The organism is Burkholderia dolosa, assembly GCF_902499135.1.
GTDB classification, from domain to species: Bacteria; Pseudomonadota; Gammaproteobacteria; order Burkholderiales; family Burkholderiaceae; genus Burkholderia; species Burkholderia dolosa.
The window spans coordinates 1-14,909 of record NZ_CABVPR010000095.1 but is presented as its reverse complement, the minus strand read 5'-3'; the positions used below and the strand labels follow the sequence as shown (position 1 = coordinate 14,909).

The window sequence follows — 14,909 nt, the reverse complement described above, 5'->3', positions numbered from 1 at the left end:
CGGTGCGGGCTCGGTGCGGGCTCGGTGCGGGCTCGGTGCGGGCTCGGTGCGGGCTCGGCATGGCGCTTGCTCGACGCCTGACCGGCGGTCTTTCATCAATTTGACGCGCGACGCCGCGATAATGGCCGGAGTCTGCGTCAATGCCGGAAGGAGGCCCCCGATGGGCGAAAACGATACCCGCACCGAAAGCGAGCGCGCCGAAATGGAATCGAGGCAGGCGCGCCGGCGCCGCTTCGAGGAAGATCTCGTCGACGCATACGACGAAGAGCTCGAGATGGAGCTCGACGATCGCCGCTTCGACGGCGACGACAATCTGCTGTTCTCGCCGGAGCGTCGCGACGCGCGCAAGCAGTATTTCCGCGAGCTGTTCCGGCTGCAGGGCGAACTCGTGAAGCTGCAGGACTGGGTCGTGAACACCGGACACCGGCTCGTCGTGATCTTCGAAGGGCGCGATGCGGCGGGCAAGGGCGGCGCGATCAAGCGCATCACGCAGCGCCTGAATCCGCGCGTGTGCCGTGTCGCGGCACTGCCCGCGCCGAGCAACCGCGAACGCACGCAGTGGTATTTCCAGCGCTACGTCGCCCATCTGCCGGCCGGCGGCGAGATCGTGCTGTTCGACCGCAGCTGGTACAACCGTGCGGGCGTCGAGCGCGTGATGAACTTCTGTACCGACGACGAATACGAGGAGTTTTTCCGCTCGGTGCCCGAGTTCGAGAAGATGCTGGTGCGCAGCGGCATCCAGATCGTCAAGTACTGGTTCTCGATCACCGATCACGAACAGGAGACGCGCTTCAGGAACCGGATCGAGGATCCGCTGAAGCAGTGGAAGCTCAGTCCGATGGATCTCGAGAGCCGCCGGCGCTGGGAGGCCTATACGGCCGCGAAGGAAGAGATGCTGCAGCGTACGCATATTCCGGAGGCGCCGTGGTGGGTCGTGCAGGCGGTCGACAAGAAGCGCGCGCGGCTCAACTGCATCCATCATCTGCTGAGCCAGGTGCCTTATCACGAGGTGCCGCGTCCGACGATCGACTTGCCGCAGCGCGAGCATCACGAGGATTACATCCGGCGTCCGGTGCCGCAGGACATGATCGTGCCGGAGATTTACTGAGCGCGCGCCGCGCGTTCGATCGGTGAAGCGATCGGCGGCACGGCGTGCCGCGCGTCGTTCGATATGCGCGCGCCGCGCGTTCGCGTGCGTTCGTTACGCGTCGGAGAAGCCCGATCTGCCTTGCGTCAGATCGAACAGTTCGGTTCGCGCATGCGCGTCCGCGGTTTCGGGCAGCCGGATCACGAGCTTCACGGTCATGCCGTACGCGCTGTCGACGAGCTCGTATCCGTGTTGTTCGATCCAGCGGCGCACGCGCGCTTCGTCCGGGTAGCCGATTTCGATTGCGACGCGCGTCTGACGGACGCGCTCGACGCGCTGCGCGTCGAGCAGCGTCGACGCAATCGCATCCGTATACGCGCGCACCAGGCCGCCTGCACCGAGCTTCACGCCGCCGTAGTAGCGCACGACCGCGCCGAGCACGCCGTCGAGATCGTGATGGCGCAGCACTTCGAGGATCGGCCGCCCCGCGGTGCCCGACGGCTCGCCGTCGTCCGACATGCCCGATTGACCGCCGGCCAGCAGCGCCCAGCACACGTGCGTGGCGGCCGGATGTTCGTCGCGCAGGCGCTGCAGCGCGTGCATCGCGGCGTCGCGATCGTCGACGGGAATCGCGTGCGCGATGAAGCGGCTCTTGCGGATTTCCAGTTCGTGCGTGTACGGGGCGGCGAGGGTGTACGTCATGTATCGGAGCGATTCGATTCGTCAAATTCAATCGCCTGACGGCTCGGCCCTGTCGATTCGTGCGATTGGTCTGCTTTGCGTAGCGCGGCTTACGGCCGTGCGGCCACTTCATCGAGGTGCCACAGCAGGTCGGCCGGATCGTCGTACACGCGCAGCGCACCCGCTTGCTGCAGTTCGTCGCTGCCGTATCCGCCGGAGCGCAGGCCGACGCCGAGCGACCGGCAGCGGCTCGCGGCGAGCATGTCCCAGATGCTGTCGCCGACGACGACCGTATGCTCGATCGGCACGTCCAGCCGCCGCGCGGCTTCGAGAAAGAGATCGGGATCGGGCTTCGCGTACTTGACCTGATCGCGGGTGACGACGACCGCTTTCGTCGCGTCGACGCCGAGCGCGTCGAGATTGACGCTTGCCGTTTCCATCCGGCCGCTGGTCGCGATCGCCCAGCGGATTCCGGCGTCCGACAGCGCGGCGAGCAGCTCGGTCGCGCCCGGCAGCGGGCGCACCTGCGCGCGCAGACGCTGATACGCGGCCGCATGCAGGCGGGCGAGCCGCTCGAGGCGATCCGCGTCGATGTTCTCCGACGTCTCGCGCAGCAGCTGATTCAGGAACAGACCGCCGCTCATGCCGATCTTCCGGTGAATGCGCCACACCGACAGTTCGAGACCCTCGGCGTCGAGCGCTTCCTTCCACGCGAGCACGTGCTGATAGACGCTGTCGACGAGCGTACCGTCGAGGTCGAAGAGAAATGAGGTTTCAATGCGCATCCGAATCTCCCGTTTCAGTGTTGCGAGAACGAACCGTTTGAGGCGGTCCGGATGCAATTGTATCTGCCGGGTTCGTCGAACGCCGGTGCTCGACGTGCATCGAACGCGTGCCGTGCGCGCGTGCCGCGGAGATTGCGTCGTATTGCGACGGTGTGCCGGACGCGCGGGCGGAACGCCGGCTCGACGCCGGTTATGTGCAACGAGCGCGGCGCCACCGAGATGCGCCGAGTGCGCACATCGTCGCGACGTGCCGGTCGAATCGGGCACGTCGAACGAACGATGCTCGTTCGCCCGACGTGTCGAACCGCATTGCGTGCGCGGCGCGCTTCGCGACAACGGCCGCATCACGCTTGCGACCGGAAGCGCCGCGCCCGTCGTTGCGGCGCTCCGGTCGGCATCGGCACGCCGGCGCTCAACTCCCCTGCAACCGGATGTCGCGCGACGACGCACCGACATACACCGTCCCGCCCGGCACATAGCGCCAGCCGTTGCGCGACGTGTCCCACACGCTCTGCATCCGCGGCGACACGGTGATGCGAACGTGCCGCGCCTCGCCCGGATTCAGCCGGATCTTCTCCCAGCCGACCAGCCGTTTCGGCGGTTCGTCCTTGTACGGCACGCCGAGATAGACCTGCGGCGTTTCGGCGCCGGCGACGCGCCCGTCGTTGCGCACGGTAAACGCGACGCTCAGCGAGCCGTCCCGCTGCTTCGACACCGACAGCCCCGAATACGCGAAATGCGTATACGACAGCCCGTAGCCGAACTCGAACATCGGCTTGATGTTGTGCGCGTCGTACCAGCGATAGCCCATGTTCAGCTTCTCCGCGTACACGGGATCGCTTTCGAACGCGCCGTTTTGCCCCCAGGTCGGCGTGTCCTGATCGCGCGCCGGGAACGTGACGGGCAGCTTGCCGGACGGATTGACCGCGCCGAACAGCACGTTCGCGATCGCCTTGCCGCCGCCTTCGCCCGGATACCACGCCTCGACGATCGCCGACACGCGGTCCTTCCACGGCATCAGCACGGGGTTGCCGCTCTGCACGACAACGATCGTGTGCGGATTCGCGCGCGCGACGGCTTCGACGAGCGCGTCCTGGTTCGACGGATTCGCGAGGCTCAGGCTCTGCAGCTCGCCGAAATCCTCGCCGGCCGGCTGCGCGACGACGACGATCGCGACGTCCGAGCGGGCCGCGAGCGCGGCCGCCTGATCGATCTCCTGCTGCGTGTACGCGCGGAACGGCGACTGCTGGTCGCTGTTGCCGGCGAACGTGACCTGCGCGGCGGGCGCGAGCGCGCGAATCGCCGCGACGATCGGCACGTCGACCTTCAGCCACGGATTGCGCCACCAGCTGCAGCCGGTCGACGAACCGAACGTGAGGCCGCCGCAGCCGGCAAACGAGCCGGTGACCGGATCGCGCGTGTTGCCGGAGCCACCGCCGGACAGCACGGCCGCATCCGCATGGCCGCCGATCACCGCGATGCGCGACAGCGCCGACGCGACGAGCGGCAGCTGGTTGCCGTCGTTCTTCAACAGCACGATCGACTGCTCGGCGACGGCTTGCGCGAACCGGTTCGCGGCCGCGAAGTCGATCGTGCCGCCGGGCTTGGCCGGATCGTCCATCACGCCGACGCGGATCATCACCGCGAGCTTGCGCCGGACCATGTCATCGATGCGCGCGATCGACACCGAGCCGTTCGCGATCGCCTGCTTGACCGCGGCCGGCGTCAGATACACGCTCGGCCCGACGTCTTCTTCCTCGTCGAGCCCCGCGTTGATCGCCGCCGCGGTGCTGTGCGTCGCGCCCCAGTCCGACTGCACCTGGCCCTCGAAGCCCCATTCGTTCTTCAGCACGTCGTTCAGCAGATGGTTGTTCTCGCAAGCATACGTACCGTTGAGCCGGTTGTAGCTGCACATCACGCTGCCGGGCCGCGCGCGCTTCGCGGCGATCTCGAACGGCAGCAGGTACAGCTCCCGCAGCGTGCGCTCGTCGATCTGGCTGTTGCCGCCCATCCGGCCATGCTCCTGCTCGTTGCCCGCGTAGTGCTTGATGGTCGCGATCACTTTCTGCCGCTGCGTGGCGAGCGTGCGTTCGGCGAGCAGATCGCCGGCGAGCAGCGGATCCTCGCCGAGATACTCGAACAGCCGGCCGCCGCGCGGCTCGCGCGCGAGGTTCGTGCCGCCGCCGAGGCCCATTCCGAATCCTTGCGCGCGCAACTGAATCGCGATCTGCTTGCCGAAGTCGTACGACAGCCGCCGGTCCCAGCTTGCGGCGACGGCGATCGTCGCGGGGAACGTCGTGCTCGCGAGCGACGTGCTGCCGGAGCCGGTCGCCGAATCCACCATGTTCAGATCGGGAATGCCGAGCCGCGGCACGCCCTGGATGTAGCCGGCGCCGCCGCCCGGCACCTTCGACATCTCGTACTGCGAGTGAATGAATTGCAGCTTCTCGTCGAGCGTCATCTTGCGTACGAGCAGCTCGGCGCGCCGCTGCGCGGCGCTCGATGCGAACGCGTCGGCGGCGTCCGCGGCGGAAGGGAAATCGGTCGTGCCCGCATGGACACCGGTGCAGAGGGCCGCCGCCAGCACGGCGGCCGGCCAGAGTTTGTCCCGCATGTTGCTCTCCATGATCGTATTGCCGGTTGTTCGGATGATTCTGGAGCTGCGCACGTCCGGTGGATTCGCACCGAACGCATTCGGCTGGCGATGCGGGGTGAGCGCGCGTCCGCATGTCACGCCGGGCGGGGAATCGCGACGGCCGGTTGGGCCCGAACGACCGACGCGGTCGGCGACGCACGGGCCGCCCGACGCTGCGGAATTCGCTGTAGCGATTCTCTGCAGCGACTAATGGTAGGAATGTAGTTTGACTACAGCATCGGTGTTTCTACCGATCCGTACGATCTTTATTCGACGCGCTCGCGCGACGCCGCGAAAAGGCTGTCAACGTTCCCGATTGCGGCGGTGCAGCGCAGTAAGAAGTACCTCGGGATGCGGGTTCGAGCGGCAGCGGCACGTTCGTTGCGCGCGCATCGAAGTGCGGAATCGATCGTCAGCCGGCCGCCCGCGTAGGCGTATCGCGTGCGCTTTGCGCAGCGGACGAGCGGCGCGCACGCGCGAGCGGATTCGCGATGTAGCGAATCGCGCGGTCGCTGAGCGTCGACGACGGCAGCAGGCACGCGAGCGACAATGCGGCGACGGCCAGCTTCTTGTGCGCGCGCCAGAACGGGTTGCGCAGCACGGTATGCCGATACCGCGCGGACTCGCGCAGGAACCAGCGCCAGCGGCGCGCGAGCGGCGCACGATACAGCGTGCTCGCGAAGCGCGCTTTTTCGATCGAGAAATCGAACGGCTCGGCCGGCAGCGACTCCTGCAGCCGCGCAGCGGCGACCGTGCGCAACGTCGACCACCGGCGGCCGGCCTTCAGCGCGCCGGTCGCCGCGTCCTCCGCATTCGCGAACGCGAGATCCGATGCGGCGTCGCCGGCCGCGCGTGCGGCCGGCTGATGCACGCGATAGCCGCCGAGCACCGCGTCGATCATGTGAACGGCGCCGAGCAGCGCGATTCCGTAGATCGCGTAGAAGTCCGCGCCGTGCAGGTTGTCGGCGCTCACGGGCACCGGAAAGATCCGCTTCAGCGCGTCCGTCCGGTACGCGTTGCCCGACGCGGGCGGCGACGGGTACAGCCAGCCCGCGCGCAGCAGGCGTCCGCAGTCGGTATCGACGCGCGACTGCGGAACCGTGACGCCGGTGGCCGTGCCGTCCGCCGCGATCACGTCGAGCCGGAAATGCACCTTCACGAAATCGCCCGATGCAAATGCGGCCAGCACACGGCTCGCGGCGTCCGGATAGAGCAGATCGTCCGCGTCGAGCAGGATCACGTAGCGCGTTCGCACGTGTTCGAGCGCGCGATTGTATGCGGCCACCTGCCCGCGATTGTCCTGGAACACCGCCGAGATGCGCTCGCCGTACGAACGAACGATGTCGCGCGAATCGTCGGTCGAACCGTCGTCGACGACCAGCACGCGCACGCCGCTCGCGGTCTGCGCGAGCGCGGAGTCGATCGCGGCGCGCAGATATGCGCCGTGGTTGTAGTTGCAGATCGCAATGGTCAGATCGGTCATCGGCGGCTCCCGGTGAGCGGGTTCAGGTCTGCGGCGAGCGTGTCGCGCACCGCGCGATGCGTTCGCCGCTCGCGCGCTAGCGCCGTGCGACCGCGCTGCCGAGCAGCGGCACGCCGGCACGATACACGACGGCCGCGAGCGCCGCGGCGACCGCCGCCTCCGCGACCAGCACCGCGGCGGCCGCGCCGAGTTCGGCGAAATACCGCGCGAGCAGCGGCACCAGCACGATGTTCAACACGCCGGACGACATCAGCACGCGCGTGAACGCCGCCTTCATGCCGAGCGGCAGCATCGTCTGCACGCCAAACAGGTCGGTCATGCCGGCCATGAACGGAATGAACGCCATCCAGCGCAGCACGTGAACGGTCGGCTCGTACGCCGGGCCGTACAGCAGCCGCACGGCGAGCGGCGCGCCGAAGAAGATCGCGAGCGAGATGCCGAGCACCATCACGACCTGTACGACGAACAGCTTGCGCAGGAACGAGAACGCGTCCGTGCGCGCATGCCGCATCAGATAGCTGATGCGCGGATAGGTGGCGGCCTTCAGCGGCTGCAGCATGCTGAGCGCCGCGCGGATCAGCTTGTCGCCGGCCGCGAAGTAGCCGGCTGCGACGTTGCCCGATACGAAGCCGAGCAGCACCGTGTTGGTCGACGCGTAGAACGCGATCGACGTCGACGCGAGAAACACCTGCCAGCCGCCTTTCAGCGACTCGGCGACGTCCGCGACGCCGACGCGCACGAAATCGACTTCGCGATGCCGATACAGATAGATGACCAGCGCGACGGCCGACAGAAGCGGAACGGCGGCATTGACGATCATCGCGCGGTCGATGTCGGCCGGGCTGTGCACGAGCACGAACATCGCCGGCAGGCTCAGCACGCGGCCGACGAACAGGATCAGGCTGAGCGCGCGCAGCTTTTCCATTCCCTGGAAATACCAGCCGGGCGTGAACGCGACGCCGGCCACCATCCCGAAGCCGATCAGCAGCAGGTCGCGATCCTCGGCGAAGCGGCCGACCAGGAACGTCAGCGCGACGAGCACGACGAAGCAGACCGCCGCGATGCCGATCTGCGCATACAGCGTCGCCCAGAAGATGCGCGAGCGCTCCGCGCGGTCGTCGCGGGCGAGTGCGATGCGCGGCGTGGCGGTCAGATCGAAGCTGTAGCTCGTGCAATTGGTCAGATACGCGATGACCGCGAGCGCGAACGCGAGCTGGCCGTAGCCCTCCGGGCCGAGCGCGTGCGTGAGCAGCGGCGCGATCAGCAGCGGCACCGCGTACATCGAGATCTGCAGCGTCAGCAGCAGCAGGAAATTCTTCTTGAGGTTTGACATTCGCTCGATCGGCGCCGTGGGACGTCGCAGCGCGGCGGGCCGCGATGCGCAGGCGCGGCCGGTCGGCGCTGACCCGGCTGCCAGGACTGGCGGCCCGCACCGGCGCATGCCGGCGCGCCCGGCGATGCCGGACACGGCCACCTCTCAACGCGGCCATGATACGGACCGCACCCGTGCGCTCTGTTCGCGAGCCTACCGTTCGCCGATTCGCGCGGGCCGGCGGTACGAATCGCGCCCGCGCGCGCCCCATCGTGTCGCTGTAGTGCTGAATGTATTTGTAAGCTGGCGCACGAAGCGCGACGGGGGCCGATGATCTAATCGGATGCACTGTTTTGGCGCGTGCGGAATCGTCGTATGCCGGCCTGTGATCGGCATGCGCGACCGTGCCGAGCGGTGCGAACGGCGCGAGCGGCGTGAACGGCCTGCGATGCGGGCTGCGGGAACGCTGTGCGCGATGCACGCGCACGCGGCCGGCCGTCGCAATCGCGCGTCGTCGACCGATCTGTTGGGGGGCAGTGCAGCGCATCGCGCGCGGCGGACGCGGTGCGCATTCCGGCAGCGCTTGCCGAATCCATGCACGTGCATCGATAACAAATACCGATCCGAGGAGTACCGAGTGAAGCCGATAACGTTCGGCAGCTGCGTGGGCTGGCTGCACGAAGGACAGACGAAGCAGGGCGTGATCCTGTGCGAATCGCTCGGCCATGAGGCCGTGTGGACGCACAAGCTGACGCGGGCGATCGCCGGGCGCCTCGCGCGCGAAGGCGTCACCGTGCTGCGATTCAACTATCCGTGCGCCGGCGATTCGGCCGGCGACGATCTCGACGCCGGCCGGTATGCCGCGTGCATCGACAGCATCCGTGATGCGATCGACCTGTTGCGCGACGAAACCGGCGTCAGCACGCTGACGCTCGTCGGCATCCGCGCGGGCGCGCTGTTCGCGATGCTCGCCGCACTCGGCACGGACACGCACCCGCTGCCGCGCGTCGATGCGGTCGCCGCGCTGTCGCCGGTCGTGCGTGGGCGCGCGTATCTGCGCGAGCTCGCGTTCGTGCATCGCCAGTGGCTCGATACGACGCCGCCGGCCGTGCGTGCCGCGCAGCGCGACGAGCCGTGCACGAACATACTCGGCCATCGCTTTCCGGCCGATCTGGTCGATGCGCTGAAGGCGGCGGACCTGTGCGACGTCGTGCGCGATGCGCCGACGCTGCCCGGCGCGATGCTGCTGATCCAGCCGGAGCAGGGCGACGGACCCGCGCTACGCGACGCGCTGGTCGCGCGCGGCGTCGACGTGACCTGCGACCCGTTTCCCGAATGGGCGACGACGATGCTCGACGGCACGCGCTCGCGTCTGCCGCATGCGGCGATCGACACGCTGGTGAACTGGATCGTCGCGCGCGCGCTGCACAGCGAGGCGCCCGACGCCGCGCGGCCGTGCGCGGACGCCGCATGGAACGGCGAGCCGGCCGCCGCACTGGACATGCACGACATGACCGAGCAGATCGTCGCGGTCGGCGCCGATCGGCTGGTCGGCGTGCTGTGCCGCCCGGCCGACACGCGGCCGGCGCAGCCGGTCGGCCCGGCACTCGTGATCGCGAACACGTCGACCAATCCGCGCAGCGGCGAAGGGCGGTTCGGCGTGCGCCTGGCGCGCACGCTCGCGCGCGCCGGCGTGACGACGCTGCGCATCGATGCGACCGGCATCGGCGACAGCGGCCGCGACGCGCCGGACGATCAGTCGGGCGTCGTGTATTCGACGCAGACGATCGACGACGTCGCGGCCGCCGCGGACTGGCTGCGCGCGCTCGGCTATCCGGACGTGGCGGCAGCCGGCATCTGTTCCGGCGCGTACGCCGCGCTGCATGCGGCGGTGAAGACGCCGTCGCTCGGCGGCGTCATCGCGATCAACCTCGCGCGCTTCGTCTGGCCGGCCGGGCTGTCGCTCGAGGCCGTGCAGAAGGAACGGAACAACTCGGTGCGCGGCTACCTGCTGTCGGTGCGCGACCCGCGAAAGTGGAAGCGGCTCGTGCAGGAACGGCGCGACCTGCGGCCGATCGTGCGCGCGCTGGCCGCGAACGCCGTCTCCCGCATCAGCGTGCCGGCGATGGAGCTGGCGTCGCGGCTCGGCTGGAAGCCGCACATCGACACGCCGCGCGGCGTGATGCGTGCGCTGTCGCAGCGCAACGTGTGGACGCTGCTCGTGTACGGCACCGTCGATCCCGGCATCGACGACGTCCAGCGTCATTTCGGCGCGATCGGGCGCGCGTTCCGGCGTTCGCGCCACGTGCGCGTGCATCTGATGCCGGAAGTCGACCACGCGGTATACGGCGCGGCGGGCACGCAGGCCGTGATCGACCTGTGCATGCGCGCGCTGAGCCGGGAATCCGGCTGGCCGGCCGCACGCGCCGTCGATCCGGCCGCGGCCGGCACGGCCGGGCAGCCTTACGCGAACGTGTCGGTCAGCCGTCCGTGACGCGTGACGCATCGCCGCGGTCGCCGGGCCGCCGGGCCGCCGCGATCGCGGAACTCCGCTTTCATTGCTCGTCAGGATCGGCGTTCGGTGGGCTTGCTCACAGACACGCCGCGCCGCGCGGTGTCCAATCCGGTATCGGCGCGAGCGTCGCACTGCATCAGTCGGGATCGCCGGCGTGTGCATAGGGCGACGTCGCGTACGGCGATGCATACAGCGTATCGCTGCGCCACGGGTCGTCGACCGGCATTTCGGCGACTCGCGGGCGGCTCGGCCGACCGGGGACGAGCGGCCGGCGCAGCTTGCTGCGGGCGCGCGAGTCGGCATCCGGCGCGACACGCGTTTGCGCGAGCGCCGCGCGCGGCGCGTCGGCGCCCGATGCGGCGATCGCGGTTGTTGTGGCCGTTGCGGCTGTTGCGGCGGCGGTCGGGTCGGCCGGCGACGGTTGCGCGGAACGTTGCGGCCGCACCGATGCGAGCGGCGCCGACGACGCGAACGCCGGTGCGGCGGCCGTGTCGGCCGATACGGATTGCGCACCGGCCGCGCACGCGAAGCAGGCGGACACGATGCAGACGAGCGGCGAAAGCGGATGGCAGTTCATGACGGATCGTACGGAGTGACGTGCGGTGAAGAGGAAGGCGCGGCCACGCATCGCGAGCCGCGCCGGCAAGGGTAAAGCCGGAGCCTGCCGCGTTCGGCGGGTTACCGCACAGTTTCGGAAGGACACCATGTCAATCACTACGCATAACAAGAATTCGACGCACGGGATGCCGCGATCGCGCGCGCACGGCGGCGTCCGCGTCGCGCCGTGGCTGTCGCGCGCGGCGACGGCCGCCGCGGTCTGCGCGCTGAGCGCCTGTGCGTTCGCGCCGGGCATGACCTATCACCCGCCGGCCGAGCGCGACGCGAATGCGCGCGTGAGCGCGGACGCCGCCGGCTCCGGCGGCCTCGAAGGCGTGCAGAACGTGTCGAGCGAGCAGCTGATCGAGATCACGCCGACGCTCGTCGCGCAGCAGCACGCAGCGACGCCGGTCGACGTCGACGCGGAAATCCGCAAGCTGTTCGGCAAGCCGGCGCCGTACGTGATCGGCCCGGGCGACGTGCTGAACATCGTCGTGTGGGATCACCCGGAACTGAACCTGCCCGCGACGCAGACGACCGGCAGCGCGGACGGCGTCGGCACGAACTTGATCGCGACCGGCTACACGGTCGACGCGAACGGCAACGTGCAGTTCGCGTATGCGGGCCTCGTGCACGTCGCGGGGCTCACCGAAGCGCAGGCGCGCGCGACGCTGATGAAACGGCTCGGCGAATACGTGCGCAACCCGCAGCTCGCATTGCGCATCCAGGCGTATCGCAGCAAGCGCGTGTACCTCGACGGCGAAGTGCGCACGCCGGGCCTGCAGATCGTCAACGACATGCCGATGACGCTGCCCGAGGCGATCGACCGCGCCGGCGGCTTCACGCCGGCGGCCGACCGCTCGTCGGTATCGGTCACGCGCGACGGCAAGACGGTCACGGTGAGCCTGCCGGCGCTGCTCGCCGCGGGCATCAGTCCGTCGAACATCCTGCTGCGCGACGGCGACCTCGTGCGCGTGCATCCGGCGACCGACGCGAAGGTGTTCGTGCTCGGCGAAGTATCGCGCCCGGCGACGCTGACGCTGAACGACGGACGGATGAGCCTCGGCGAAGCGCTCGGCGACACGGGCGGCGTCAGCCAGTACACGTCGGACGCGCGGCAGGTGTACGTGGTGCGCCGCGGGCCCGGCAACCGTGCGCAGGTCTATCACCTCGACGGCAGTTCGCCGACGTCGTTCGCGCTCGCCGACCAGTTCCCGCTGCAGCGCCGCGACGTCGTGTTCGTCGACGCGTCGTCGCTGGTGCGCTGGAGCCGCGTCGTGAACCTGCTGATTCCGTCGTCCGCGCAGGGTGCGCTGACGGCCAAGGCCATTTCGCCGTGAACCTCGCGACGGATCGCACGCACGCGATTCGTCACGCCTACGGGATCGATGCCGTATGAACGCTCTGACTCTTCCTGATCCGCACGACGCACCCGCATTGCGTCCGTCCCATCCGTATCGCCGCTACTGGAACATGCTGTACGGCGGCCGCCGGCTGATCCTGTGCACGGCGCTCGCCGGTGCGCTGGCCGGCGCGATCTATGCGCTGTGCGCGCGGCCCGTCTATCGGACCGACATCCTGTTCCAGGTCGAGCAGAGCCCGACCGAGCAGAAGCCCGCGTCGCCGCCGGGCGACCCGTCGTCGGTGTTCGACCTGAAGACGGACGCGTCCACCGAGATCGAAGTGCTGAAGTCGCGCGCGGTGATGGCGCGCGCGGTCGCGAGCACGAACCTGTCGGTCGACGCGCGGCCGCACTACGTGCCGCTGATCGGCTGGCGGCTCGTGAATGCGGCCGACGGACTGTCGACGCCATTGCCCGGCGGCTACGTGTACGGCACCGAACGCATCGACGTGCCGACGTTCGACGTGCCGAAGCGCTACCTCGGCAAGCGCTTCGCGCTCGTCGTCGGCAACGGCGGCACGTATACGCTGCAGCGCACGGGCCTGTTCGGCAGGACGGGCCCCGTGTGGGAAGGCCGCGTCGGCCAGCCGCTGCACGTCGAGACGCCGCAGGGGCCGATCGACGTGTTCGTGCGCGACGTCGCCGGCGAGCCCGGCGCGCGCTTCGACCTCACGCGCTACGGCGACGAAGAGGCGACGACGTGGCTGCAGAAGAACGCGCTGATTTCGGAGCGCGGCAAGCAGTCGAACATGATCGGCGTGACGCTCGACGGCCCCGATCCCGTGCACGACAGCCGCGTGCTGAACGCGGTCGGCGACGCGTATCTCGCGCAGAACACGCAGCGCAAGTCCGAAGCGGCCGACAAGCTGATCCGCTTCATGGACGCGCAGCTGCCGCAGCTGAAGGCGCAGCTCGAGGCGGCGGAAAACCGGTTCAACGCGTTCCGTGCGTCGCACGGAACGGTGAACACGAGCGACGAGGCACTCGCGCTGCGGCAGCAGTCGGTCGACATCGAAACGCGCGTGCAGACGCTGCAGCAGCGGCGCGAGGAACTGCTCACGCGCTTCATGCCGAAGCATCCGGCGGTCGCGGCGGTCGATGCGCAGCTGGCCGACGCGCAGCGCTCGCTCGGCACCGTGCGCAAGCAGATCGAGCAGCTGCCGGCGGTCGAGCAGGGCGTGCTGCAGCTGCAGCGCGACGTGGCCGTCGATACCGCGCTCTATACGAACCTGCTGAACGCGCGCCAGCAGATGATCATCGCGCGCGCGAGCAAGAGCGGCACCGTGCGGATCGTCGATCCGGCGAAGGTCGCCGAGCTGCCGGCCGGGCCGCATCGCGGAATGGCGGTGGTCGCGTCGCTGCTGATCGGGCTGCTCGCCGGCGCGGCGGTCGTCGTGATCCGGCAGCGGGTCGCCGGCACGGTCGGCGATGCCGAGGACATCGAGTGGTCGGTCGGTCTGCCGGTGTTCGCGACGGTGCCGCACAGCCCGGCGTCGGTCGAAGCCGGCCCGCGCGCGAAGCTCGCGCAGCGCGACGCGCGTGCGCCGGCGCCGCCGGTCGCGGCGCTCGCGATGGACGACGCGGCGCTCGAGAGCCTGCGCCATTTCCGCACGACGCTGCAGCTGTCGATGCCCGACGCACCGAACCGCATCGTGCTGATCTCCGGGCCGACGACCGGCGTCGGCAAGTCGTTCGTCGCCGCGAATCTCGCGTTGCTGGCCGGTGCCGCGAAGCGGCGCGTGCTGCTGATCGACGCCGATCTGCGCAAGGGCTCGCTGCACGACCGGTTCCGCTACAGCCGCGCGCCGGGGCTGTCCGACGCGGTGGCCGGCACGCATGCGGACGACGAGGCGATCCGCCATGGCGCCGCACCCGGCATCGACTTCATGCCGATGGGCAGCGTCGTGCCGGATCCGGGCGAGCTGCTGCTGCAGCCGGCGCTCGCCGCGCTGATCGAGCGGCTCGCGCCGCGATACGACATGGTCGTGATCGACGCGCCGCCGCTGCTGCCGGTCGCCGACGCGCTGGTGCTCGGCCGGCTGGCCGGCACCGTGTTCCTCGTCGCGCGCAGCGGCGTGACGACGACGGCGGAGCTCGACGAGAGCGCACGGAGGCTCGAGCATGCGCACATTCGCGTGCGCGGCGTGATCCTCAACGATTTCAAGGGCGCGCCGGGACGGTACGACTACGGTTACGCCGATACGAACACGCATCAGGCCGCGTCCGGCTATGCGGGCGCGATGGCGGCGCGGCCGCCGGCGCGCTGAGCGGCGAACGCATGGCATCGGCACCTGGCGCCTCGCACGGGATGGAACGGACATCATGAATCGACGACCGGCGGCCGGCGCACGCGCGCGGCCGCGACAGCCGCGCGCGGCACGCCGTGCGGCGCGCGGCGCGCATACGACCGAT

Annotated in this window: 10 protein-coding genes; 4 read left to right on the top strand and 6 right to left on the bottom strand. The window is 69.4% G+C overall.

Translation table 11 applies throughout. The features are described 5' to 3' along the window. The first annotated feature begins 160 nt into the window (after positions 1-160). The gene (ppk2, locus tag BUB20358_RS26470; protein WP_035973996.1) at positions 161-1,108 is read left to right on the top strand and encodes a polyphosphate kinase 2; all 948 of its coding nucleotides are present in this window, start codon (positions 161-163) and stop codon (positions 1,106-1,108) included. 93 nt (positions 1,109-1,201) lie between these two features. Here ppk2 and BUB20358_RS26465 read toward each other — a convergent pair whose 3' ends face one another. From BUB20358_RS26465 to BUB20358_RS26445, 5 genes are all read right to left on the bottom strand, one after another. Then, positions 1,202-1,789 carry an IMPACT family protein gene (locus tag BUB20358_RS26465; protein WP_006765774.1) on the bottom strand — a complete coding sequence of 196 codons (588 nt, stop codon included), beginning with the start codon at positions 1,787-1,789 and terminating at the stop codon, positions 1,202-1,204. Between the two features lie 89 nt (positions 1,790-1,878). Then, positions 1,879-2,553, bottom strand: coding sequence for an HAD family hydrolase (locus BUB20358_RS26460; RefSeq protein ID WP_035973998.1), 675 nt, complete (start codon positions 2,551-2,553; stop codon positions 1,879-1,881). A gap of 412 nt (positions 2,554-2,965) precedes the next feature. Beyond that, positions 2,966-5,167: a glycoside hydrolase family 3 C-terminal domain-containing protein gene (locus BUB20358_RS26455; protein ID WP_035975228.1), complete on the bottom strand. Its 2,202-nt coding sequence runs from the start codon at positions 5,165-5,167 to the stop codon at positions 2,966-2,968. Positions 5,168-5,600: 433 nt separating this feature from the next. Continuing rightward, positions 5,601-6,671 (bottom strand): glycosyltransferase family 2 protein, encoded by a 1,071-nt coding sequence (locus BUB20358_RS26450; protein WP_035973999.1) that lies wholly within the window; start codon positions 6,669-6,671, stop codon positions 5,601-5,603. A 76-nt stretch (positions 6,672-6,747) separates the two neighbouring features. Then, on the bottom strand, positions 6,748-8,004 hold the full coding sequence (locus tag BUB20358_RS26445) for an oligosaccharide flippase family protein (RefSeq protein WP_035974000.1): 1,257 nt from the start codon (positions 8,002-8,004) through the stop codon (positions 6,748-6,750). Positions 8,005-8,620: 616 nt separating this feature from the next. On the opposite strand from BUB20358_RS26445, the gene BUB20358_RS26440 reads away from it, so the two are divergent. Further along, complete coding sequence (locus BUB20358_RS26440) at positions 8,621-10,477, top strand: alpha/beta fold hydrolase (RefSeq protein WP_035975229.1); 1,857 nt, start codon at positions 8,621-8,623, stop codon at positions 10,475-10,477. Positions 10,478-10,634: 157 nt separating this feature from the next. Here the strand turns inward: BUB20358_RS26440 and BUB20358_RS26435 are convergent, their stop codons facing one another. After that, the gene (locus BUB20358_RS26435; RefSeq protein WP_035974001.1) at positions 10,635-11,075 is read right to left on the bottom strand and encodes a hypothetical protein; all 441 of its coding nucleotides are present in this window, start codon (positions 11,073-11,075) and stop codon (positions 10,635-10,637) included. 127 nt (positions 11,076-11,202) lie between these two features. Here BUB20358_RS26435 and BUB20358_RS26430 point away from each other — a divergent pair, with 127 nt between their 5' ends. Together BUB20358_RS26430 and BUB20358_RS26425 are read left to right on the top strand one after the other, a co-directional pair. Beyond that, positions 11,203-12,435, top strand: coding sequence for a polysaccharide biosynthesis/export family protein (locus BUB20358_RS26430; RefSeq protein ID WP_006765781.1), 1,233 nt, complete (start codon positions 11,203-11,205; stop codon positions 12,433-12,435). Positions 12,436-12,490: 55 nt separating this feature from the next. Next, positions 12,491-14,764: a polysaccharide biosynthesis tyrosine autokinase gene (locus BUB20358_RS26425; RefSeq protein ID WP_035974003.1), complete on the top strand. Its 2,274-nt coding sequence runs from the start codon at positions 12,491-12,493 to the stop codon at positions 14,762-14,764. Positions 14,765-14,909 lie beyond the last annotated feature (145 nt).

Excerpts from the sequence above, each read along its gene's own strand:
- BUB20358_RS26450 (WP_035973999.1), bottom strand. The coding sequence starts at position 6,671 with ATGACCGATCTGACCATTGCGATCTGCAACTACAACCACGGCGCATAT.
- ppk2 (WP_035973996.1), top strand. The coding sequence starts at position 161 with ATGGGCGAAAACGATACCCGCACCGAAAGCGAGCGCGCCGAAATGGAA.
- BUB20358_RS26460 (WP_035973998.1), bottom strand. The coding sequence starts at position 2,553 with ATGCGCATTGAAACCTCATTTCTCTTCGACCTCGACGGTACGCTCGTC.
- BUB20358_RS26445 (WP_035974000.1), bottom strand. The coding sequence starts at position 8,004 with ATGTCAAACCTCAAGAAGAATTTCCTGCTGCTGCTGACGCTGCAGATC.
- BUB20358_RS26455 (WP_035975228.1), bottom strand. The coding sequence starts at position 5,167 with ATGCGGGACAAACTCTGGCCGGCCGCCGTGCTGGCGGCGGCCCTCTGC.
- BUB20358_RS26425 (WP_035974003.1), top strand. The coding sequence starts at position 12,491 with ATGAACGCTCTGACTCTTCCTGATCCGCACGACGCACCCGCATTGCGT.
- BUB20358_RS26435 (WP_035974001.1), bottom strand. The coding sequence starts at position 11,075 with ATGAACTGCCATCCGCTTTCGCCGCTCGTCTGCATCGTGTCCGCCTGC.
- BUB20358_RS26465 (WP_006765774.1), bottom strand. The coding sequence starts at position 1,789 with ATGACGTACACCCTCGCCGCCCCGTACACGCACGAACTGGAAATCCGC.
- BUB20358_RS26430 (WP_006765781.1), top strand. The coding sequence starts at position 11,203 with ATGTCAATCACTACGCATAACAAGAATTCGACGCACGGGATGCCGCGA.